The sequence below is a fragment of the Micromonospora sp. WMMD1102 genome, from assembly GCF_029626265.1.
Classification (GTDB): Bacteria; Actinomycetota; Actinomycetes; order Mycobacteriales; family Micromonosporaceae; genus Plantactinospora.
Genome location: NZ_JARUBN010000001.1, coordinates 5,038,020 through 5,058,846, shown reverse-complemented (window position 1 = coordinate 5,058,846; position 20,827 = coordinate 5,038,020). Strand labels below are relative to the sequence as shown.

The window sequence follows — 20,827 nt, the reverse complement described above, 5'->3', positions numbered from 1 at the left end:
AGTGTTCCGGTGAATACGCGTACCCGAGCGGTTGGGGGCAGGGCAGGGTGGGACTCGCAGCCACATTCGGGCGGGCGGTGGCCGCCCACCGGCAGGCCCGGGCACACCTGGACGCGGCCCGGCACGGGCTGGCCCGACTACAGCCGCCGCCGGACAGCGGCGAGACCGCCGACATCGTGGCCCGGCTGCACCGGGTCGGCGGGGCGATAAGCGCCGAACCCGAGCCGGCCCGGTTCTTCGCCGGCCCGCTGCCGATGCGGCTCGGCGTGGCGAGCACTGTGCACGGTGACTTCCCGGCCGTGGTACCACTCAGCGGCGGCACCCACCTGGCGGTCGACACCGACGCCCGGGACGGCCGGGTCGCGGCGCTGCTGCGTACCCTGGTGGTCCGGCTGCTCGCCGCCGCGCCACCCGGCTCGGTCCGGGTAGCCGGATTGGACAGTGCCGCGCTCGGCGCCACCTTCCTGCCGCTGGGGGTGCTCGTCGAGGCCGGCGCGATGCCGCCGCCGGCCACTACCGAGGCAGAGATCTCCGCCGTGCTCGACGCCGCCGAACGACACGCCCGGGCCGCCCAGCAGGCCGCCACCTCGGGTACGCCGGAACTCCTGCTCCTGGTCGCCGCCTCGCTGCCGGACGGGGGTCGGGAGCTGGGGCGACTCGCCGCGCTCACGCACGCCGGCCCGACCGCCGGGATCTGCGTACTCGCCGCCGGCTATCCGCCCCGGAGCGCCGGGCTCGCCCCGCCGCCGCTCGGCGGCACCACACAGGTCCGGCTCGACCCGCAGGGGTACGCCTGGATCGGCGACCCGCCCGGCCATCCCTTCAGCTCGGACGGCACCGGCCTGGCCGCCCCGGTACGCCTGGACGGCGAGCCGCCGGCCGGCGCGGTCGCGGCGCTGGCCGACCGGCTCGGCGAGATCTACCGCCGGGAGTCGAGTTTCGAGTTCACCGACCTGCTGCCGGCCCGCCCCTGGGCGGAGTCGTCCGGCAACGGGCTGCGCGCGATCGTCGGCCGGGCCGGGCGGGAGCCGGTGATCTGCGCCTTCGACGACCAGACCCCGCACTGGCTGGTCGGCGGCCGGACCGGCTCCGGCAAGACCGTCTTCCTGCTCGACGTCCTCTACGGACTCGCCGCCCGCTACTCGCCGGACGAGCTGTCGCTCTATCTGCTCGACTTCAAGGAGGGCGTCAGCTTCACCGAGTTCGTGCCGACCGGCCGCGATCCGAGCTGGATCCCGCACGCCCGCGCGGTAGGCATCGAGTCCGACCGGGAGTACGGCGTCGCCGTGCTGCGCGAACTGCGCCGGGAGCTGAACCGGCGGGCGTCGGCGCTGAAGCGGCACGGCGTGACGAAACTCGCCGACCTGCCCCGGGACACCGGCAGACCGGTACCCCGGATCGTGGCGGTGATCGACGAGTTCCACGTCCTCTTCGCCGGCAACGACGCGGTGGCCCGGGAGGCGGTGGCGCTGCTTGAGGAGCTGGCCCGCAAGGGTCGCTCCTACGGCATCCACCTGGTGCTGGCCAGCCAGAGCATGTCCGGGATCGAGGCGCTCTACGGAAAGAACGACTCGATCTTCGGGCAGTTCCCGCTCCGGATAGCCCTGCCTGGCGGCGGCGGAGTGCTGGACCACCTCAACGACGCTGCCGGAGCGCTGCCGATCGGCTCGGCGATCGTGAACCCGTCCGCCGGGCTGGCCGCCGCGAACACGGTGGTCGGGTTCCCGGACGCGCACGCCAGCGGCGCCGAGGTGGCCCAGCTGCGGCACGAGCTGTGGCAGGCCCGCCGGCCCGGCTCTCGGCCACCTGCGGTGTTCAAGGGGTACGAGTCGGTGCACGTCGAGGACGACCCGACATACCGGGGACTGGTCCCGGGTGGACGGCGGCCGTTGGCGCTGGTCGGGCGTACCGTCGACGTGGACCTGACCTCGGCGATGTTCGCGCTGGACGCGACGCCCGGCCGGCACCTCGGGGTGGTCGGCACCTCGCCGGTCGGGGCGAGCGTGCTGCACGCCGCCACGGTCAGCCTGGCCCGGCAGCACGCCCCGGGCAGCGCCCGGTTCCTGGTCGCCCCGCTGGTCGCGGTCGCCGACGAGATCGCCGAGCAGACGATCGCCGAACTGACCGGCGCCGGCCATCCGGTCGACCGGCTCGACGCCGCCGGGCTCCGCGAGGAGCTGCGCAAACTCGCCAGCCAGCCGGCGGACGGGCCGACCGCGCCCCGGACCTTCCTGGTCGGGTACGGCATGGACGGCGCCAGCGGCATCCTCGGCGCCCGGGACGAGCAGTTCAAGTCCGGGCTGGACGACCTCCAGGCGATGCTCCGGCAGGGCCCCGCGTACGGGGTGCACCTGCTCGGCTGGTGGCGCGGGCTGCGCCGGCTCTCCGACGACATCGGCGGGTCGAGCAACCGGGACGACATCGCCTGCCTGGTGGCGCTGAACGTGCCAGGTGGCGAGCTGGGGATGTATCTCGGCGTCACCGACCTCGCCTACACCCCGAGGTCGAACCGGGCCCTGCTCGTCGACCGCCACGACCAGCGGGTACGCCTGATCGTGCCGTTCGTCCAGGCTGGGCACGAGCACGACGACGAGGAGGGGAGCTGAGGTGGCGAGCTTCGCCGAGTACGCGGCCCTGGCCCGGCACCTGCACGAGCTGCGGCGCGGTGCCGAGCGGACCGCCGCGCAGCTCGCCGAGGCGCGGGGGAGTGCCGGGGTGGTCGCCGACCGGCTCGACCAGCGGCTCGGGGTGCAGCAGCAGCGGTTGACCGCACTCGGCCAGATGATCGGCAAGTCGATCCCGCCGGCCGCCGCCCCGCAGTCCGGGCCGCCGCTGCCAGCACCGCCTCCGCCTCCGGCGCCCGGATTTGCGCCGCCGGCCGGAGCACCCGGGCACGCTGCCGTGCCGGTCCAGTACGGCGGGCCGGACCAGGAGTCGCCGCCTCCGCCGCCCCCTCATGGATCGTCGCCCACGCCGGAAGGGCCGTCCGGGGTGCAGAGGCATGTCTACCGGCCGACCGGGCTCGACAACCCCGCCGGCCCGGGAGCCGGCGAGCAGGGGAGTGGGGCGGATCCGGCGAGCGGCGGTGCGGCGTACCCGGAACTGCCGGCCGGTCCGGCGCGGCGTGCGCTGCCGGCGACCCCGGCCTCCGGCGCGGTCCCCGGCCCCCGGCTGCCCGCCGACGCGACGCCGGCCGGCGTCGGGCCGGTCTCCGGCGCGGCGCCCGGGATGCCACCGGCCCCGCCGGTCGATCCGTTGCGCGAGCTGGACCTGGCCCGGCAGTCGGCCGACGGCGCCGACGTGATGATCGTGCAGACCGAGACGATGGCCCAGCAGGCGCCGCTCTTTCCGGCGATGTCACCGCTGGCTCGGGCGACGACTGTCTATCTGATCTGTGCCAGCGTGCTGACGGTGATCATCTGGATCCTGCTCACCGTCGCCGAGGTGACCCGGAACAAGGGCCTGGACAGCGGCACCTTCGCGCTCTTCTCGTGGAGCTGCGCCGGCCTGCCGACGATGGCCTTCTTCCTCGGCTATCTGACGCTCGGCATCTGGGGCAAGCCGAGGATGATCGTCGGCCGTCCCGCCCGGTACGCCAGGCTCGGCTTCCTGATCTGCTTCCTCGCCCCTCCGGTGGCCTTCTTCGGCTACTACCTGGTCTGAGGGTCCTGCTGGCGAGGTGTCGCCCGTGCCGGGCTCGCCTCTCGGGTCGGTGTCGGTGTCGGTGTCGGTCTGGGCCTTGGCGTCGGGGGTGCCTTCGGCGTCGGTGAGGAAGCGGTCCAGCTCGGCGCGGGAAAGGCCCTCGTCATCGAGCAGGGCGACCAGCAGGAGCGTCTGAGTGGTGTGCGTCCGGGCACGCAGCGGGTCCGGCGTCGGCTCGCCGGCCAGGGTGGCCCAGAGCAGCGACTCGGCAAGCCTCGGATCGAGGTCGTAGCCGGTGTGGTCGTAGCGCTCCCGGACGCTCGCCACGAACCGGATCACCGGGGCCCGATCCTGGCCGCCCGGCCGGAACCGCCGGTTGACGGCGAGCCGGAACGCGGTGTCGACGAGCAGGCCGTACCGCCGCCAGTCCGGCTCGTCGAACCGGTCGATCCGGTGCTGGTAGTCGCGCGGCCGGCCGACGACGAGATCGCGGAGCGGGGCGGCGTACCGGCTCAGCACAGCAGGCTCCGTCCACGGTCGAGTTGGCTGTGTTGGCGTACCCGGGCCAGGAGGCCGCGCCAGCCGGCCCACGGGTGCACCCGCAGCAGCACGGCCCCGGCCGCCCATGCCCCGGCCGCGATCGTCTCGGCGTTGGCGGCGATCGTCCCGGCGCTGGCGGCGATCGTCCCGGCGGTGGCGGCGGGAGTCGTCGTCGGCCGGCTCGTCCGTCGGGTCGCGGGGTGGGGTGGCGGCTGGGTGGCGCCGGTGAGCGCGGCGGCGTACCGGTCGACGGCCCTGGCTCCGAGCGCCAGCCGGGCGGCGACCAGGTCGAGCCGGGCGGCGGCGGTGCGCCACCGGTCGGCGGCGACCCGGGCCGGGGCGTCGGTGCTGGTCCGGCGCAGCCGGTCCTCGGCGGCGGCGAGCTGCCGCCGGACCCGTCCGACGGCGACCGTGGCCCTGTCCGCGTCCGTCCGGGCCGCCGCCAAGGCGTCCACTCGCTGTTGTGTGCTCGGCGGGACACTGCCGGGCAGTCGGCGGGCCTCGGCGATGCCGGAGTGAACCAGGCTGAGGGCGGTCCAGGCGTCGGTGAGGGCGTCGTGCCAGCGAGTCAGGGCGGCGGTAGATAGTGGATCGTCTGTCTCGGTGATCTGGCGGTCGGCCCGATCGAGCGCGGACTGGACGGCCAGGCAGGCGGTGCGCAGCTCCTCGGCCGGTGGCGGCGTGCTTACGTCCTCGGTCGGCATCGGTAGCTGGCGGTGGCCGGGGTCGCCGTAGTGGTGGGGCCGCTGGTTGACCGTCCGCTGGGAGTGGTGGGCCAGGGTCCGCCGGGCGGCGAGCAGGGTCGGGCAGGGGCCGGGCCGCCCACACCCGAGACAGACCCCGGTGTACGCGCAGACGTTGTGCCCGAGCACTGCCCGCCGCGCCTCGTCCATCCGGGTACGGGCGAAGGTCGCGTACGCCGACTGGGAGAGGGCGGTCACGGGGTCGTCTCCGGGGCTGGGGTTGGGTGCATTGCTGCCTCCCGGTGGGGGATAGCTGGCGGGTGTGCGGGGACAGGTGGGGGCACCCGGCCGACCGGGAGAGTGGGCCGGCCGGGCTCTGTGCGGGACGACCGGCCCCAAGGGTGCTGACCAGGGAACCGATCAACGAGAACTTTGTCATACTAGTCTAGTAAAGCCAACGTCAGAGTAGTCCTTACTTGTCTAGGAAAGTGCGGTGTGATCAAATGGCGGTGCTGACCAGGGAGACCGCCAATGCCCGCCAAACCGAAGTGGGAGCGCATCGCCGACGAGATTCGAGCAAAGATCGAGTCTGGCGAGCTTGCCTCCGGTGCCCAGCTGCCATCCACCGCCCAGCTCCGTAATGAGTACGGCGTGTCCGCAGGGGTCGTGCGGCAGGCGATCCTGGTGCTACAGACGCAGGGTTTGGTCGAGGGTGTGCATGGCGTCGGGGTGTTCGTCACCGAGTCCTGAGTGCTCGCCCCGTCGTCGAAGTCGATCTAGGAACCCCAAGTGGCCCCGACTTAAGCGTGAGGTTCCTAGGCGATTTTTCGGGCCTAATGGGGCATAGGTGATGGCAAATTGAGGCAGGGTCTATGCTGTGTGGCATCCTCGCAGGTCATGAGCCGCTGCACCCGGTCCTCGGACCGGGTGAGGATCGCAACTCGTCCGGGGTCGGCACGGGGGCGGCGACGCGCTTGAGCTGCACCCGGTCCTCGGACCGGGTGAGGATCGCAACCTGTGGGATGGGGATCTCCTCCGGTGGCGATGCGGACGCTGCACCCGGTCCTCGGACCGGGTGAGGATCGCAACTCCGGCAATGAGTCGCTCGCCGAGCTTGTGGACCTGGGTGCTGCACCCGGTCCTCGGACCGGGTGAGGATCGCAACTCCGGGTGGAGCGGGTGTTGCCGGACGAGCCGCGTGTGCTGCACCCGGTCCTCGGACCGGGTGAGGATCGCAACAAGGGCACCGAGGGGGCACTCGACGCGCTGTCCGCTCCGGCTGCACCCGGTCCTCGGACCGGGTGAGGATCGCAACCCCTGAACGAGGTAGGCGACGACGACGCCGACCCATGGCTGCACCCGGTCCTCGGACCGGGTGAGGATCGCAACGACACCGCGCGGGAAGCGTGGGCGTACCTGGCCGACGAGGCTGCACCCGGTCCTCGGACCGGGTGAGGATCGCAACGACGTGGGGACGGATCTCGCTGGGGATCACCGGGTCGGCGCGCTGCACCCGGTCCTCGGACCGGGTGAGGATCGCAACGGGGCGTACCGGTGCTCGGCGAGAAACTGTTGCCCCGCGCTGCACCCGGTCCTCGGACCGGGTGAGGATCGCAACCCGTCCACGAGTGAGCTGTGCAAGCAGTATGACGTCTGCTGCACCCGGTCCTCGGACCGGGTGAGGATCGCAACCTCGCCCCGCCCGGCGACCCGGCGCACACGTACATGAGCTGCACCCGGTCCTCGGACCGGGTGAGGATCGCAACCAGGACGGGGCGCACCCGTCCGGGATGCTGGTCAAGCTGCACCCGGTCCTCGGACCGGGTGAGGATCGCAACCTCACTCAAGGTGTCGCCGGTCCCGAACGGGCAACCCGCTGCACCCGGTCCTCGGACCGGGTGAGGATCGCAACGTCATCGCGCCCAACGCCAACATCTGTTCTCGCCGACTTGTTCGGGCCCCACTGCTCCATCGATTCCTGGACCCGCCACGTCGATTCCAGAAACCTGCGGCCCCACATGGGCGTCGATGGCTGGCGGCGTTATCGCGGCCCCACCGGTTCGCGTCGCTCAGCGCCGAGTTGCTGCCGCGCCGGTCTTCGACCGGCTTGCCACCGAATCGCCGCCCCAAGGCGTCGCTGGTCGGAGCGCAGCTCCACGGCGTTGGCGGGTTGGTGGCGGGTTGGTGGGGCTCCTCCGGCCGAAGTACGACCGTTCCGGCTTCTGGGACTGGTGGAGCCAACTGGAACTGGAGTTTCCATCGAGACATGGACACATTCCGTGGCTGGAGGGTCCAGAACTTGCTGGAGAGGTGGGGCCCGAAAGGCCCGGAGAGAACAAACATCTCCATCCGGCGGCTGCACCCGGTCCTCGGACAGGGTGAGGATCGCAACGCCGTCCAGCTCTGGGACAGCAACCGGGGCGGTCGCTGCACCCGGTCCTCGGACCGGGTGAGGATCGCAACAACTCGATTGGCGGCACGAACGGGTCGGCGCCGACGAGCTGCACCCGGTCCTCGGACCGGGTGAGGATCGCAACCAGACCCCCGAACTGCTGCCGCTGGTGCTCGACGGGGCTGCACCCGGTCCTCGGACCGGGTGAGGATCGCAACCAGGACGGGGCGCACCCGTCCGGGATGCTGGTCAAGCTGCACCCGGTCCTCGGACCGGGTGAGGATCGCAACTACAAGCAGGACGGAACGGACACGATCTACGACACCGCTGCACCCGGTCCTCGGACCGGATGAGGATTGCAATAGGCCGCGGCGGTCGCCGCGAGGTCGGACCCCGGCCGGGCTGCACCCGGTCCTCGGACCGGGTGAGGATTGCAACGAATTTGAGAAGAGGTAGATGCGATGACCGACAAGACCTACCGAGTAGTCGTCACCCGTGAACCCCGCGCATGGCTCGCCGACATCTCTGATCTCGCAGGTGGCCACACCTACGCCCGTAATCCGCCCGGCCTCGACGATTCTGTGCGCCAAGTTATCGCCATGATCGAGGATCTACCTGAAGGCGCTGAGCCCGATCTAGAGATCGATTATGATTATCGAACCGGCGAATATGACACAGACCCGATGGCGGTTTGGCTGCGTTTGCGGCACTAGCGGAGTCGGCGCGAGGGGTGGAGGTCAGCCGAGAACTCCCGAGAACCCTCGACCTGGTCCAGAACCTATCGATGTCTGTTTACGATGCGTCGGCGTTGGTCCGCGTAGAGGCAAAATCAGCTGAGTATGTATGTGGGTGGCTGGACGCGCACCAGACAAGCCGTGAAGACGAGACTGAGCTGGATAAACGTGAGGTGTTCTCTGGTCGTACGGCGGTTAGTGATCACTGCTCGGTCGGCCGTGGTACCGGGCCGAAGTCGGCAAGTGGCTGTCGCATCAACGCCCGATTTAGTTGGGGGTCCGCGTGGATCTCGGCGGTGTGGCGCCATTCGATGAGTAGTTGCGACATTACCGTGTCGCTCCCTGGCGCCATGTGGACGACTTCGTCAGCCATCGTGTCGATGTCGACGGCCGGCAGGGATCGGACCCATGGCAATGCGGCTGGCAACAGTTTCCGTACCAGATCAGGTCTTCGGTTAGCTATGTTGGCAACCAGTGCGGTGGTTGGGTCCATCACTCCACTACTCCGATCCGTGGCGCGCAGGCGGTACATGCTCATGCCAGGGCCTGCCGTCATTTGATCAAGTCAACCGTCAGAGATCGTGCTACAGGCTGTGCAGTGCCCAGGTGCTGGTATCCACCCGTCCCGTGTAATTAGTTGTTCTGAGGATATTGATGCCGGCGGGCAACCCGCATGCCGTGCTCTCGGCGAGTCCCAAGAGGACCGCGCTCGCCGCGCTGATCCCAATGCCCCTCAACCTCCTCTTCGCTGGGTGGCGACGAGTGAAGAGGGGCGGAAGACGTAGCTCGCCGTGATCTTGAGCGTGAGCCGGGTGATCGCATCGACCTCCACGCGGGGCTGGCAGAAATCTGACAGTTGGTCGCTTTGGCTTGACGCTACGCGTCCGGACTGGCTGACTAGCCGGGTCGTTCAGAGCAATGAGTGATCATGGTGGGACTGGTTGTGGCCAATGAGGGTCAGTGGTGGGCGCACAGCCCTGCGCCTGGGACCGGTGTCTGGCACTCGCTGGAAGATCACCTTCGGGGCACCGCCGACCTCGCGCGTCGCTTCGCGACCCCCTTCGGCGGCGGTGACCTGGCGTACTGGCTCGGCCTGCTGCACGACTGCGGCAAGGCTTCGGACGCCTGGCAGAGCCGACTGGCCAAAGTCGCCGGTACTCGGGATCGGGTCGGGATCGACCACAAGGCGCTCGGCACCCGGGTCGCGTACGCGCGTGGGCTCGGGGCCTTCGCGCTCGGGATCTTCGGGCACCACGGTGGACTGCTCGATCCGGCGACGTTCAAGCACAAGCTGACGGCGACGCTGCGCGAAACGCCGGGGAACCTGGCCTCGGCCGAGGCGGCCCTACCCAAACTGCTGCCCGACCTGCCGGCGGAGCTGGGTGCGGCGATACCGGACCTGTGGCGTCAGGACACGCTCGTCGGCGAGATGGCACTCCGGCTCTGCTTCAGCGCCCTCGTCGACGCCGACGTACTCGACACGCAGGCCCATCACCACCAGTTACCCGCGCCACGAATACGTCCGGACGCCGACTTCGCCGAGCTGTTCGCCCGGTTCGAGGAGGGCCGGGCGAAGCTGCTCGCACAGCGGTCGCCGGCTCCGATCGACGGTCTGCGCGAGCAGGTGTACGCGGACTGCCTGGCAGCGGCCGAACACAGGCCGGGGATCTTCCGGCTGCCGGCGCCGACCGGAGTAGGCAAGACGTTCGCCTCGGCCGGTTTCGCGCTGCGGCACGCCGCGCTGCATGGCCAGCGTCGCGTCGTCGTCGCCGTACCGTTCCTGACGATCACCGAGCAGAACGCCGCCGTCTATCGCACGATTCTCAATGGCGCCGAGGCCGAGCCGGTAGTGCTGGAGCACCACAGCCAGGTGAACTTCGACGATCCGGCGACCGGTGGTCCGTGGGGTCGGCAGGCGGCCGAGAACTGGGACGCGCCGTTCGTGGTGACCACGTTCGTCCGGCTCTTCGAATCGCTCTACGCACGCAAGCCCTCGGCCATGCGTCGGGTGCATCGTCTCGCCAACTCGGTGATCGTGCTGGACGAGGTCCAGGCTCTCCCGCACGACATGTTGGTGCCGATTCTCGACGGCCTCCGCTTGCTGGTCGAGCACTTCGGCGCGACCGTGCTGCTCTGCTCGGCGACTCAGCCGGACTTCTGGGCACTGTCCACCTTCGCCGACCTCGACCGGTTCGACCTCGTCTCCGACATACCGACACTGACTGAGCGGTTGCGCCGCGTCGACTACGAATGGCGGCTGGACCCGGCGCCCACCCTGGCCGAGGTTGCCGAGGAGGCGGCGTCGAGTGTCCGGTCCGCCGAGGCCGGCGCAGCGATGGTGGTGCTGAACACGACCGAGAACGCCAGGACCGTGTACGAGACCTGGCGGGCAGGCGGCCATGGCGAGCTGGCCCGGCACCTGTCCACGCGGATGTGCCCGGCGCACCGGCATCGGGTGTTGGACATCGTGACCAGGCGGCTCAAGGCGGGTGAGCCGGTGCTCCTGGCCGCGACCCAGCTCGTCGAAGCCGGCGTCGATCTGGACTTCCCGCTGGTGTTCCGGGCGATGGCGCCGGCCGACTCACTGCTCCAGGCCGGCGGCCGGGCCAACCGGGAAGGGCGGATCGAGCGGGGCCGGGTCGTCGTCTTCGCCCCTTCCGACGGCGGCCACCCCAGGTCTTATCGGCCGCTCATCGGGGTGGCGGAAGGGCTGTTCGGGCCGGACAAGGCCGACCCGGACGACCCGGAGGCGCTCATCCGGTACTACCAACAGGTCTACAAGGCCCTCAACCTTGCCGACGCCCGCCACATCGGCCAGCGCATCCAGCAGGCCCGCAGCGAGTGGAAGTTCGAGACGGTCACCGACGGGCCGCTGCGGGACGGCGGCGGTCAGCAGCGTGACCGGGACAAGGCGTTCCGACTGATCCGCGACGAGGGCGTCTCCGTCGTCACCCCGCAGGGAGCCGAAACGTCTGAGGAACGCGCCGAGATCGCGGACCTCGTCGAACGCGTCCGCACCGCGCCGGTGCCCGACCTGCGAGACCTGCGACGGCTCCAGCCGTACACCACGACCGTGCATCCCGGGGGGCTGCGCAACGCGGCGGTCACGGCCTGGATGCGTCCGATCCTCGGCGACCAGGTGCGGGTCGGTGCCCTCGTCGAGTGGTTCGGCCGCTACGACGAGGCGACCGGGATCAGCTTCGATCCGGATATCGAGGAGTTCGTTCTGTGACAACCGATGTGGTCGACGGGATCACGCTGCGGCGCAGCCGCGAGGGTGACCTGCCCGTCGTGGTGCAGGTTGCCGCTCCGGCGGCATTGTTCTCCCGCCCTGAACTGAAGGTCGAGCGGGTCACGTACCCGGTGATGACCCCGTCGGCGGCGGTCGGCGTACTGGAGTCGATCTTCTGGAAGCCGGAGATGCGGTACGACATCGTCGCCATCGAGGTGCTCAAACCGATCCGGCAGTTCACCGTACGCCGCAACGAGACCACCGACGTGGCACCGCTGTCCGAGGCGATTCGTGGTACCCGCCGGGTCAACACCGTCGAACACCGCGACCAGCGCAACGCGGTCTGCCTGCGGGACGTCGCCTACCGCATCCACGCGCACGTCGTCACCGCAGCGCACGCCGACAAGCCGGTCGCCGCCTACCGGGACCAGCTTCGCCGCCGGGTCCGCCGGGGCGCCTGCTTCCAACAGCCCTACCTGGGTACCCGCGAATTCAGTGCCGAGTTCGGCTGGCCCGACGGCAGTCCCCGGCTGCGGGATCTGAACGAAGAGATCGGCATCATGCTGCACTCCGTGCACCGTGACGGGACCGGCAGCCCACGGATGGAGTGGTTCGCCGCCCGGATCATCGACGGCGTCCTCCCGGTGCCGGAACGAGGGATGGAACTGGCCCTGCCGGCGCCCGGGGCGGCCTGATGCTGCTCCGCCGACTCGTCGAGTACGCCGACACGACCGACGAGGTGATCCCGCCGTTCTACGGGCGCAAGCCGATCCGCTTCCTGCTGCCCATCGCCGCCGACGGCACGCCGCTGCACCGGCGGATGGTGGACACCGTGAACCCGGACGCGGGGGACCGGTTCGGGCGCGAACGCCTGGTGCCCGCGGTGACCCGTACGGTCGGGATCGCACCCGCACTCGCGGCCGACAACGTCGAGTATGTGCTCGGCTGGGTGACCGACGAGGGTGGCAACGCCGGGCGGGTGGCGAAGCAGCACGCCGCATTCCAGGAACTGATCCGGGACTGGGCAGCGGCGGAACCGGACGGCCCGGCCCCGGCGGTCGCCGCCTTCTACGCGAACGGACACGACCGCACGATCGTCCTGCCCGAGAAGTGGAGCAGAGCCGACCAGGTTGCCTTCCAGGTCGACGGGGAGGTGGCGTGCGAGCACGAGTCGGCCCGCCGCTACTGGGCGACGGTGGCCGCCGGCCGGAAGGGACTCGGCCGGGCCGGGCGGTGTCTGGTCTGCGGCGAGGTCCGTGATCTGCTCAAGACGATCCCGCAGCAGATCCCACGACGCCTGCTGCCCGGCGCGACCCAGAGCGCGTCGCTGGTCAGCGTCAACGAGGCGGTGCACGGGTACGAGTTGACGAAGTTCCTGGCCCACACCCCGATCTGCGTCACCTGCGGTCTCACCTTCATGTCCTCCCTGACCGTGCTGCTCGGCAGCGAGCGGCACAGCAGTGTGCTGCCCGGCCAGAACTCCCGGCTGATCTGGTGGCTGGTCGGCGGCTCCCGGTTCGACCCCATGAAGCTGCTCGACGAGCCGGACGACGCCGACATCGGACTGATGCTTGCCGCGCCCGCGCAGGGTGCCGAGCCAACGGTCGACGACCTCTCCACCTTCTGTTCCGTGGCGGTGAGCGGCAACGTGGCCCGAGCGGTGATCCGCGACTGGGTCGAGCAGCCGCTTCCCGCGATCAAACGGAACCTGAGTCGCTGGTTCGACGACCTCCTGATCGTCGACTGGTCCGGCCAGCTCACCCGCGTCCGGTTGTCGCAGCTCGTCCGGGCCGCCGGGCGGTGGCAGCGCGGTCGAGGCGGGGCCAACGGGACCTGGATCAAACTCGGCGCGAAGGGTGAGGACCGGCCCGGCGACCTGCATCCCGGCCTGCTGCGTGCCGCCCTGCTGCACCGGCCGCTGCCGCCGAGACTGCTCGGCCACGTCATCAACCGCATCCAGGCCGACGCCCGGGTCGACCCGGCCCGAGCCGCGCTGATCCGGCTGGCCCTACGCCGCCGCCGTCCGAATCTCCCCGCCGACGAGTTAGAGAGGCTCACCCCGACCGTGAATCCGGAGAACGACGACCCGGCGTACCTGTCCGGGCGGGCCTTCGCCGTCCTCGACGACCTGCAACAGGCCGTCTACCGGGCCGCGAACCAGCCGCTGAACACCACCTTCGCCGAGCGCTACATGGGTCGGGCGATCACCAACCCCCGCGCCGTACTCGTGAACGGCCAGCGCACCGCGACCGCCTGGCTGCGGCGGCTGCGCGGCCCGCTGCGCCGGCCGAGCTGGGCGACCGCCTACGCCAACCGCCTCGACGACATCTTTGCTCGAATCGACGACAAGAAGTCGATCCCGAACAGCGGTGTGCTGGCGCAGAAGGCGCTCTTCGTCCTCGGCTACCACCAGCAGCGGGCCGCGATGCGGGCCGAGCGGATCGAGGCTGCGGCCAACAAGAAGAAGTCAGACCTTCCTCCCACCGACGACGAGCAAGCCCCCGAAGGAGACGCCGAATGAGTGCCGCCCACCTCGACCCGGCCCGCCGGCACGACGCCGTACTGCTGTTCGACGTCACCGACGGCAACCCGAACGGCGATCCGGACGGCGGCAACCAGCCGCGCACCGACGACGAGACCGGCCAGGGGCTCGTCACCGACGTGGCGATCAAGCGGAAGATCCGCGACACGGTCTCGTTGCTGCGCGGCGACGACCCCAAGTACGGGATCTTCGTCGAGGCCGGGCACGCGCTGAACACCCGAATCGAGGAGGCACTGACCGCCAACCCCGGCCGGGCCGACCAGGCACAGCGTTGGCTCTGCGAGCACTACTTCGACATCCGGATGTTCGGCGCCGTGCTGAGCACCGGAGCAAAGGGCGGCGCCGGTCAGGTCCGCGGACCGCTCCAGTTCACCTTCGCCCGCAGCATCGACCCCGTGCTGCCCACCGATCACGCGATAACCCGGGTAACCCAGACCCGGCAGGAAGACATCGACAAGGGCGAGCGGACCGAGATGGGCTCGAAGTGGACGGTGCCCTACGGCCTCTACCGCGCCCAGGCGTACTTCTCGGCATCGCGAGCCGCGAAGACCGGGGTGAGTGCCGACGACCTCGCCGTGCTGTGGAAGTCGATCACCCTGATGTTCGACCACGACCGCTCCGCCACCCGAGGCGACATGAAGCTCTGTGGCCTGTACGTCTTCAGCCACCCCGATGCGCTCGGAGTCGCGCCCGCAGCCAGCCTCACCGGCCGGATCACTGTGAAGCGGGAAGACGAGGACAAGGCCGCTCGGCAGCACCTGGACTATGCCCGCACCATCAACACCGCCGACCTGCCCGAGGGCGTGGAACTGACCAAGCTGGTCGACCTCTGGCCGTGACCGCTGTGTCGGACGACGATCCGATCCGCGAAGTTCCGCTGTCCGCCCTGGAGCACTACGCCTACTGCGATCGGCAGACTGCCCTGATCCACGTCGAGGGAGTCTGGAGCGAAAGCGCCGACACCGTACGCGGGGATTTGAGTCACCGTGTCGTCGACCTGCCGGGACTCACCCGGCGGGCCGGCGTCACGGTGGTCCGCTCGCTACCGGTCGCCAGCGAGGAGTACGGCCTGCGCGGGATATGCGACGTGGTCGAGTTCGCGGGCCAGGTCGCGGCGCCGGTGGAGTACAAGGTCGGTAAGTACCGCCCGGATGGGCCGGCGGAACTCCAGCTCACGGGCCAGGCGCTCTGCCTGATCGAAGCCGGCTTCGAGGTGCCAGTCGGATACGTCTACTCGGTTGCCGAACGGCGACGCCACGCCGTTAGCATCACGCCCGACCTGGTCACCGCACCGTTGCCGCCGCCGAGGCGGTCCGCCGGCTGCTCCAGGAGCAGCGCCTGCCGGTGGCGCGCAACGACGCCCGTTGCCGCAACTGTTCACTTCGGGACGACTGCCTGCCCGAAGTCACCGACGGCACGGCGAGGCCGGCCGACCTGTTCACCTCCCGACCCATCGGAACGTGGCGTGACTGAGCTACTCAACACCCTGTACGTGCAGACGCCGGGCACCAGTCTGCATCTGGACGGCGACACTGTCCGGGTCTACCACCCGGAGCAGACCGGCCGTCGTCTGCTGCCCCTCGTACGCCTCAACCACGTTGTCCTCTTCGCAGGCGTGACCATCACCGACGACCTCCTCCTGAGATGTGCCGAGGACGGCAGGTCGGTGAGCTGGCTCTCCGGCGCTGGTCGCTTCCGTGCGCGCGTAGCCGGCCCGACCAGCGGCAACCCGTTGCTGCGTCGGGCCCAGCACCGGGCGGCCGAGCCCGATGGTCACCGACTGACGCTCGGTGCTGCGATGGTCGCGGGGAAGATCCACAATAGTCGTCAGGTGCTGCTCCGGGCGGCACGCGACAGCAGCGGACACCGCCAGACCGCACTGCGTGGCTCGGCGGAGCTGCTCGCCAAGCGACTCCCGCTGCTTCGCGAGGCGCGATCTGCCGACGAGATCCTGGGCGTCGAGGGCATCGCCGCACGCGACTATTTCGGCGCGCTGCCGTATCTGATCAGGCAGAAGGAGTGGCAAGCGGTCGGGCGCAACAAGCGGCCTCCCACCGATCCGGTGAACTGCCTTCTTTCGTTCCTCTACGGAATGTTGCGGGTTGCCGTGCACGGTGCGCTGGAGCAGGTCGGCCTCGATCCCTACATCGGGTTCCTGCATGGCATTCGGCCTGGAAAACCGGCCCTGGCCCTCGACCTCATGGAGGAGTTCCGGCCGCTGTTGGCCGACCGGTTGGCGTTCACGCTTATTAACCGGGGCGAGGTGACCACCAACGACTTCGAGAAACTGCCCAACGGCGCCTACCGCCTCACCGAAGCCGGTCGCAAGTGCGTTCTGACGGCATGGCAGGAGAGCCGCCGACGCGCCTGGCCCCATGCCCAACTCAAGCGGGAGGTGGAGGGGGCGGTGCTTCCCCTCGTGCAGGCCCGGCTGCTGGCCCGACATCTGCGCGGTGACCTGCCCTCGTACCAGCCATGGATGGTCAACTGATGGACCTGCTGGTCACGTACGACGTCGAGACCGTCACGCCGGAGGGCGAGCGCCGTCTCCGCAAGGTGGCGAAGATCTGCGAGGCGCATGGGTACCGGGTCCAGAAGTCGGTCTTCGAAGTCGTCTGCCGGGAGACGGACAAGGTGCGGCTCGTTGCCGCCCTACAGGCCGTTATTGACCCGGAGTGTGACAGCATCCGGATCTATCATCTGCCGAGCCGGGCGCTCGACGACGTCGAGCATCTGGGCAAGCCGAGAGCCGTGGATCCACGCGGCCCTTTCGTGATCTAGGAACCCTCGGCGATCACGAACCAAGCGTGGGGTTCCGAAGCTCAAAACTAGGCCGAAATGGACACTTGGTACTCTCCCAGGTGCGACTCACCGCTTGCAGACGTCCAAACTCCCAGCTCACGAGCCGCTGCACCCGGTCTCCGGACCGGGTGAGGATCGCAACCCGGTCCTGGTGCATGATTACTCGCCGGCGACGGCTAGCTGCACCCGGTCTCCGGACCGGGTGAGGATCGCAACCGCAACTGCTGCAACGCCGCCCGCGCTGTCTTCGACGCGCTGCACCCGGTCTCCGGACCGGGTGAGGATCGCAACGCGATCCAGCTCTGGGACAGCAACCGGGGTGGTCGGCTGCACCCGGTCTCCGGACCGGGTGAGGATCGCAACACGCTGCTCTTGGCCCAGGTCCCCCGCCCCGACGGCGGCTGCACCCGGTCTCCGGACCGGGTGAGGATCGCAACGCCCACCGGCCGCGCGGGCGGTAGCCCATCTGCCCGAGCTGCACCCGGTCTCCGGATCGGGTGAGGATCGCAACCCGGTTCCCGTCGATGCCGTGGAGGATCCACGCCCGCGCTGCACCCGGTCTCCGGACCGGGTGAGGATCGCAACCGTCTCCGCCATCTCCTGGAGCCAGTCCGGGTAGCTGCTGCACCCGGTCTCCGGACCGGGTGAGGATCGCAACGTTGAGGACGTAGACCAGGACGTCCGGCAGGTCCTCCGGCTGCACCCGGTCTCCGGACCGGGTGAGGATCGCAACGTACACGGACATGGTGGCCACTGTTCACTCCCTTCCGGGCTGCACCCGGTCTCCGGACCGGGTGAGGATCGCAACTGCGGCAGGATGAACACTGGCGGGGGGTCTGGTCGCTGCACCCGGTCTCCGGACCGGGTGAGGATCGCAACCAGGTACGTCGAATCCGCGGCTGGTGCCGCGTCGACCGGGGCTGCACCCGGTCTCCGGACCGGGTGAGGATCGCAACCTCCGGGCCGCCGTCCGGCATCCCAAGGTCCGTCTCCGCTGCACCCGGTCTCCGGACCGGGTGAGGATCGCAACCTGTACGACTGCGGGGCCTGCGGCAAGGGCATCACCGGCTGCACCCGGTCTCCGGACCGGGTGAGGATCGCAACCGCGCTGTGCGCGCCGTCGTGGCCCCACGGCAGCCGGCTGCACCCGGTCTCCGGACCGGGTGAGGATCGCAACGACTTGTTGACGTTCGATCGGCACCTGGGCGTCCGGCTGCTGCACCCGGTCTCCGGACCGGGTGAGGATCGCAACATCTGCGCGAGATCTTCCGGTGGGACCGGGAAATGGCTGCACCCGGTCTCCGGACCGGGTGAGGATCGCAACACGTCTCCACCCAGGACGGGCGAGTACATATTTTGCCGGCTGCACCCGGTCTCCGGACCGGGTGAGGATCGCAACTCCCGCACCGTCGGGAGCGGGTGGGGAACGTCCGGGTGCTGCACCCGGTCTCCGGACCGGGTGAGGATCGCAACCCGCCGGAGAGCGCCGGCCCCACCCCGCTCCAGAGCTGCACCCGGTCTCCGGACCGGGTGAGGATCGCAACGACCTGCTCAGGGCGGACACTCCACGGACCTTGGTCACAGCTGCACCCGGTCTCCGGACCGGGTGAGGATCGCAACGGGAGCATGGCCTGACTCGTACCCTTCCCGGCCGCGGCGGCTGCACCCGGTCTCCGGACCGGGTGAGGATCGCAACACGACCTGCTGAACGAGCACTGGCCCGCCGAGTTTCCGGCTGCACCCGGTCTCCGGACCGGGTGAGGATCGCAACGTCGGGCGAGGACAAAGGTAGGCGCGGAAAGCGGCGCTGCACCCGGTCTCCGGACCGGGTGAGGATCGCAACTCGACAGGGGGCAGATCCATGACGCCGGGCGCAGTGAGCTGCAACCGGTCTTCGGACCGGGTGAGGATCGCAACTTCTACGGCACCAACCAGTACGGCGAGAAGATCACCTGCTGCACCCGGTCTCCGGACCGGGTGAGGATCGCGACTTAACGCCCCCTCGGGTCAATGAGGTGTGGATGCTGCACCCGGTCTCCGACTGGGCAGAGAATGCACCACAGGGGAACGGCCCCCAACGCCACACAGAGCTGTACCCGCCTCACGACACGGCGCAGATCTCCGGAGTCGGCTCTGCCTCTGCGGCGACCTGCACGATGGCGTCGAGGATCCGGCGTGCTCCGCGCAGATCCTCGATGGCGGCGTCGATCCGGTCGCGCTCGTCGGCGAGTACCGGTGCCAGCCCGGCGCAGGCCGGCACCAGTACCTCGCCGTTGTCGGTCATGCAGGGCAGCACCTCGGCGATGACGGCGCTGCCCAGCCCGGCAGCCAGCAGCATCCGGATGCTGTGCACCCGCCGGACGTCCGCCTCCGCGTACTCCCGGTAGCCGCTGGGCCGGCGTACCGGGTGCAGCAGGTGCTGTTCCTCGTAGTAGCGCAGCGCCCGCTCGCTGGACCCGGTGCGCCGGGCGAGTTCGCCGATCCGCATGTGGCCCCCATCACCAAACATTGACTCTGACGTCCACGTGAAGCTTTACCTTAGCCGCCATGACATCCGCACCCTCACCCGTGACCGACAGCTCGGTAACCCTCCTCGGCCTGGGCAGGATGGGCAGCGCGCTCGCCGGTGCCCTGCTCGACGCCGGCAGCCGTACCGTCGTCTGGAACCGCACCGCCGGTAAGGCCGACGCCCTCGCCGCCCGGGGCGCCGTCCCGGCCGGCTCGGCCGGCGAGGCGATCAGGGCGAGCCCGTTGGTCGTCGTCTGCCTGCTCGACTACGACAACGTCCGCGCCATGCTGGAGCCGAACGCTGGCACGCTGGCCGGTCGGACCCTGGTCAACCTCACCACCGGTACGCCGGAACAGGCCGCCGCCCTCGCCGACTGGGCCGGCGCGCAGGGGGCGCGCTACCTCGACGGCGCCATGATGGCGGTGCCGCAGACGGTCGCCACCCCCGACGCGTTCTTCCTCTACAGCGGCTCCTGGGAGGCATTCGACGCACACCGGTCGACGCTGGATCGGCTTGCCACGAGCCATTATCTCGGCCCGGACGCCTCCGTCGCGGAGCTTTGGGACACCGCTCTGCTCGGCAGCGGCTACGCGGCCCTGGCAGGCTTCCTGCACAGCGCGGCGCTGCTCGACAGCGCAGGGGTGGCGCCGACCCGATTCCTCCCACTGGCCCTTCGCTGGCTGAACGGCATGCTGGCCTTCATGCCGGAGCTGGCCCGGGAGATCGAGACGGGCGACTACTCCCACGGCGTCTCACCGGTAGAGATGAACCGTGCCGCCGTGCACAACCTGATCGAGGTCAGCAGCAGACATGGCGTCGATGCCGGGGTGCACGTGCCGCTGCTGGAACTGCTGGACCGCAGGATCGCCGACGGGCGCCCGGCGGACAGCTTCGCCAGCATCGTCGAGGTACTCCGGAAGCGTCGCGACTGACCGGCCAGATGTCCCCGGCGTCGACCGAGAAGCACCGGCGCAGGCAGGGCGGGCGCAGGCGGGGCGGGGGGCGGTGCAGGCGAGCTGCCGGGCGGTGAGGCGGGCTGCCGGGCGGCGAGGCGTCAGCCGCGGGCTACCGCGAAGCCGAGGATCACGGCGGCGGAGACCACGATGTGTCCCGGAGCGAGGTCCTGGGCGGTGGTGGCGGCGGCTTCGGCGTGGCTGCGGTAGCGGGAAACCCCCGGCTGCTCCGGGTCGACGTCCTCGATGTGCAGGACCGCGCCGACGCGGACGCCGGTGGCCTCGGCGTACAGGTCCGCTTTCGCACGTGCGGCGGCGACGGCCTTGCGGCGCGCCTCGGCCCGCAGTTCGCGTTTGGCCGAGACGTCGAAGTCGACACCTTCGATCTCGTTGGCGCCGGCCGCCACCACGTCGACGAGCAGGGGCTCGACGTCGTCCAGTGCGCCGTACTGGAGTGCGAAGGCGGCCTGGCACTGGTAGCCGACGAATTTTGACCTGCCGTCCACGTACTCGGTGGCGGTCTTCAGGTTGAGCCGCGAGCCGTCGATGGCCGCGTCGTCGATCCCGTGCTCCCGCAACACGGCCCGGACGGCCCGTACGGCGGCACGGGCCGCCTCGAACGCGGCGGCCGGCGCCTGCTCGATCCGTACGATTTTGAACCGGACCCGTACGAGATCCGGGACGGCCTTCACGCTCGCCGCGCCGAACGCGGTGATCCCCCATGGGCGCTCCAGCATCTGCATGGTCGCCGATCCAAGCAGACCGCTCGTCGTGCCCGCCGAGTGGGGCGCACGGTCT

General features: G+C 70.1%; 14 protein-coding genes and 3 CRISPR repeat arrays. Of the genes, 11 read left to right on the top strand and 3 right to left on the bottom strand.

Going from position 1 to position 20,827, the window contains the following annotated elements; translation table 11 throughout:
• Positions 1 to 47 precede the first annotated feature (47 nt).
• Positions 48 to 2,606, top strand: a complete 2,559-nt coding sequence (locus O7626_RS22625; RefSeq protein WP_278063116.1) for an FtsK/SpoIIIE domain-containing protein — start codon at positions 48 to 50, stop codon at positions 2,604 to 2,606.
• Position 2,607: 1 nt separating this feature from the next.
• Positions 2,608 to 3,663 (top strand): hypothetical protein, encoded by a 1,056-nt coding sequence (locus O7626_RS22620; RefSeq protein WP_278063115.1) that lies wholly within the window; start codon positions 2,608 to 2,610, stop codon positions 3,661 to 3,663.
• 491 nt (positions 3,664 to 4,154) lie between these two features.
• On the opposite strand, the gene O7626_RS22615 is transcribed toward O7626_RS22620, so the two are convergent.
• Entirely contained in the window at positions 4,155 to 5,123 is a 969-nt protein-coding gene (locus tag O7626_RS22615; RefSeq protein WP_278063114.1) for a hypothetical protein, read from the bottom strand.
• Between the two features lie 273 nt (positions 5,124 to 5,396).
• Here O7626_RS22615 and O7626_RS22610 point away from each other — a divergent pair, with 273 nt between their 5' ends.
• The 8 genes from O7626_RS22610 to cas2 all read left to right on the top strand — a co-directional run bounded on the left by O7626_RS22610 (position 5,397) and on the right by cas2 (position 16,546).
• Positions 5,397 to 5,615 carry a winged helix-turn-helix domain-containing protein gene (locus tag O7626_RS22610; protein ID WP_278063113.1) on the top strand — a complete coding sequence of 73 codons (219 nt, stop codon included), beginning with the start codon at positions 5,397 to 5,399 and terminating at the stop codon, positions 5,613 to 5,615.
• Between the two features lie 154 nt (positions 5,616 to 5,769).
• Positions 5,770 to 6,777: a CRISPR direct-repeat array (repeat unit 37 nt; unit sequence GCTGCACCCGGTCCTCGGACCGGGTGAGGATCGCAAC).
• Between the two features lie 443 nt (positions 6,778 to 7,220).
• A CRISPR array of direct repeats spans positions 7,221 to 7,695; the repeat unit is 31 nt; unit sequence GCTGCACCCGGTCCTCGGACCGGGTGAGGAT.
• A gap of 23 nt (positions 7,696 to 7,718) precedes the next feature.
• Positions 7,719 to 7,970, top strand: a complete 252-nt coding sequence (locus tag O7626_RS22605) for a hypothetical protein (protein WP_278063112.1) — start codon at positions 7,719 to 7,721, stop codon at positions 7,968 to 7,970.
• Between the two features lie 949 nt (positions 7,971 to 8,919).
• Positions 8,920 to 11,223, top strand: coding sequence for a CRISPR-associated helicase Cas3' (gene cas3, locus O7626_RS22600; RefSeq protein WP_278063111.1), 2,304 nt, complete (start codon positions 8,920 to 8,922; stop codon positions 11,221 to 11,223).
• A gap of 8 nt (positions 11,224 to 11,231) precedes the next feature.
• Positions 11,232 to 11,918: a type I-C CRISPR-associated protein Cas5c gene (gene cas5c, locus O7626_RS22595; protein WP_278066265.1), complete on the top strand. Its 687-nt coding sequence runs from the start codon at positions 11,232 to 11,234 to the stop codon at positions 11,916 to 11,918.
• On the top strand, positions 11,918 to 13,744 hold the full coding sequence (gene cas8c, locus O7626_RS22590; RefSeq protein ID WP_278063110.1) for a type I-C CRISPR-associated protein Cas8c/Csd1: 1,827 nt from the start codon (positions 11,918 to 11,920) through the stop codon (positions 13,742 to 13,744). The genes cas5c and cas8c overlap by 1 nt, the downstream gene beginning before the upstream one ends.
• A complete protein-coding gene (cas7c, locus tag O7626_RS22585; protein ID WP_278063109.1) occupies positions 13,741 to 14,604 on the top strand; it encodes a type I-C CRISPR-associated protein Cas7/Csd2 in 864 nt (287 codons plus the stop codon). The genes cas8c and cas7c overlap by 4 nt, the downstream gene beginning before the upstream one ends.
• Positions 14,601 to 16,256 (top strand): type I-C CRISPR-associated endonuclease Cas1c, encoded by a 1,656-nt coding sequence (gene cas1c / locus O7626_RS22580; RefSeq protein ID WP_278063108.1) that lies wholly within the window; start codon positions 14,601 to 14,603, stop codon positions 16,254 to 16,256. The genes cas7c and cas1c overlap by 4 nt, the downstream gene beginning before the upstream one ends.
• Positions 16,256 to 16,546: a CRISPR-associated endonuclease Cas2 gene (gene cas2 / locus O7626_RS22575; protein ID WP_278063107.1), complete on the top strand. Its 291-nt coding sequence runs from the start codon at positions 16,256 to 16,258 to the stop codon at positions 16,544 to 16,546. The genes cas1c and cas2 overlap by 1 nt, the downstream gene beginning before the upstream one ends.
• A gap of 126 nt (positions 16,547 to 16,672) precedes the next feature.
• Positions 16,673 to 18,627: direct repeats of the CRISPR family, unit length 37 nt; unit sequence GCTGCACCCGGTCTCCGGACCGGGTGAGGATCGCAAC.
• A 41-nt stretch (positions 18,628 to 18,668) separates the two neighbouring features.
• On the opposite strand, the gene O7626_RS22570 is transcribed toward cas2, so the two are convergent.
• Complete coding sequence (locus O7626_RS22570; protein WP_278063106.1) at positions 18,669 to 19,055, bottom strand: MerR family transcriptional regulator; 387 nt, start codon at positions 19,053 to 19,055, stop codon at positions 18,669 to 18,671.
• A 59-nt stretch (positions 19,056 to 19,114) separates the two neighbouring features.
• On the opposite strand from O7626_RS22570, the gene O7626_RS22565 reads away from it, so the two are divergent.
• Entirely contained in the window at positions 19,115 to 20,008 is an 894-nt protein-coding gene (locus tag O7626_RS22565) for an NAD(P)-binding domain-containing protein (RefSeq protein WP_278063105.1), read from the top strand.
• Between the two features lie 122 nt (positions 20,009 to 20,130).
• Here O7626_RS22565 and O7626_RS22560 read toward each other — a convergent pair whose 3' ends face one another.
• A complete protein-coding gene (locus tag O7626_RS22560; protein WP_278063104.1) occupies positions 20,131 to 20,772 on the bottom strand; it encodes an SIMPL domain-containing protein in 642 nt (213 codons plus the stop codon).
• Positions 20,773 to 20,827: the final 55 nt, after the last annotated feature.

Bases quoted from the DNA above. Each gene is read 5' to 3' on its own strand.
- O7626_RS22610 (WP_278063113.1), top strand. From the start codon at position 5,397: ATGCCCGCCAAACCGAAGTGGGAGCGCATCGCCGACGAGATTCGAGCA.
- O7626_RS22605 (WP_278063112.1), top strand. From the start codon at position 7,719: ATGACCGACAAGACCTACCGAGTAGTCGTCACCCGTGAACCCCGCGCA.
- cas3 (WP_278063111.1), top strand. From the start codon at position 8,920: ATGGTGGGACTGGTTGTGGCCAATGAGGGTCAGTGGTGGGCGCACAGC.
- cas8c (WP_278063110.1), top strand. From the start codon at position 11,918: ATGCTGCTCCGCCGACTCGTCGAGTACGCCGACACGACCGACGAGGTG.
- cas7c (WP_278063109.1), top strand. From the start codon at position 13,741: ATGAGTGCCGCCCACCTCGACCCGGCCCGCCGGCACGACGCCGTACTG.
- cas2 (WP_278063107.1), top strand. From the start codon at position 16,256: ATGGACCTGCTGGTCACGTACGACGTCGAGACCGTCACGCCGGAGGGC.
- O7626_RS22570 (WP_278063106.1), bottom strand. From the start codon at position 19,055: ATGCGGATCGGCGAACTCGCCCGGCGCACCGGGTCCAGCGAGCGGGCG.
- O7626_RS22565 (WP_278063105.1), top strand. From the start codon at position 19,115: ATGACATCCGCACCCTCACCCGTGACCGACAGCTCGGTAACCCTCCTC.
- O7626_RS22560 (WP_278063104.1), bottom strand. From the start codon at position 20,772: ATGCAGATGCTGGAGCGCCCATGGGGGATCACCGCGTTCGGCGCGGCG.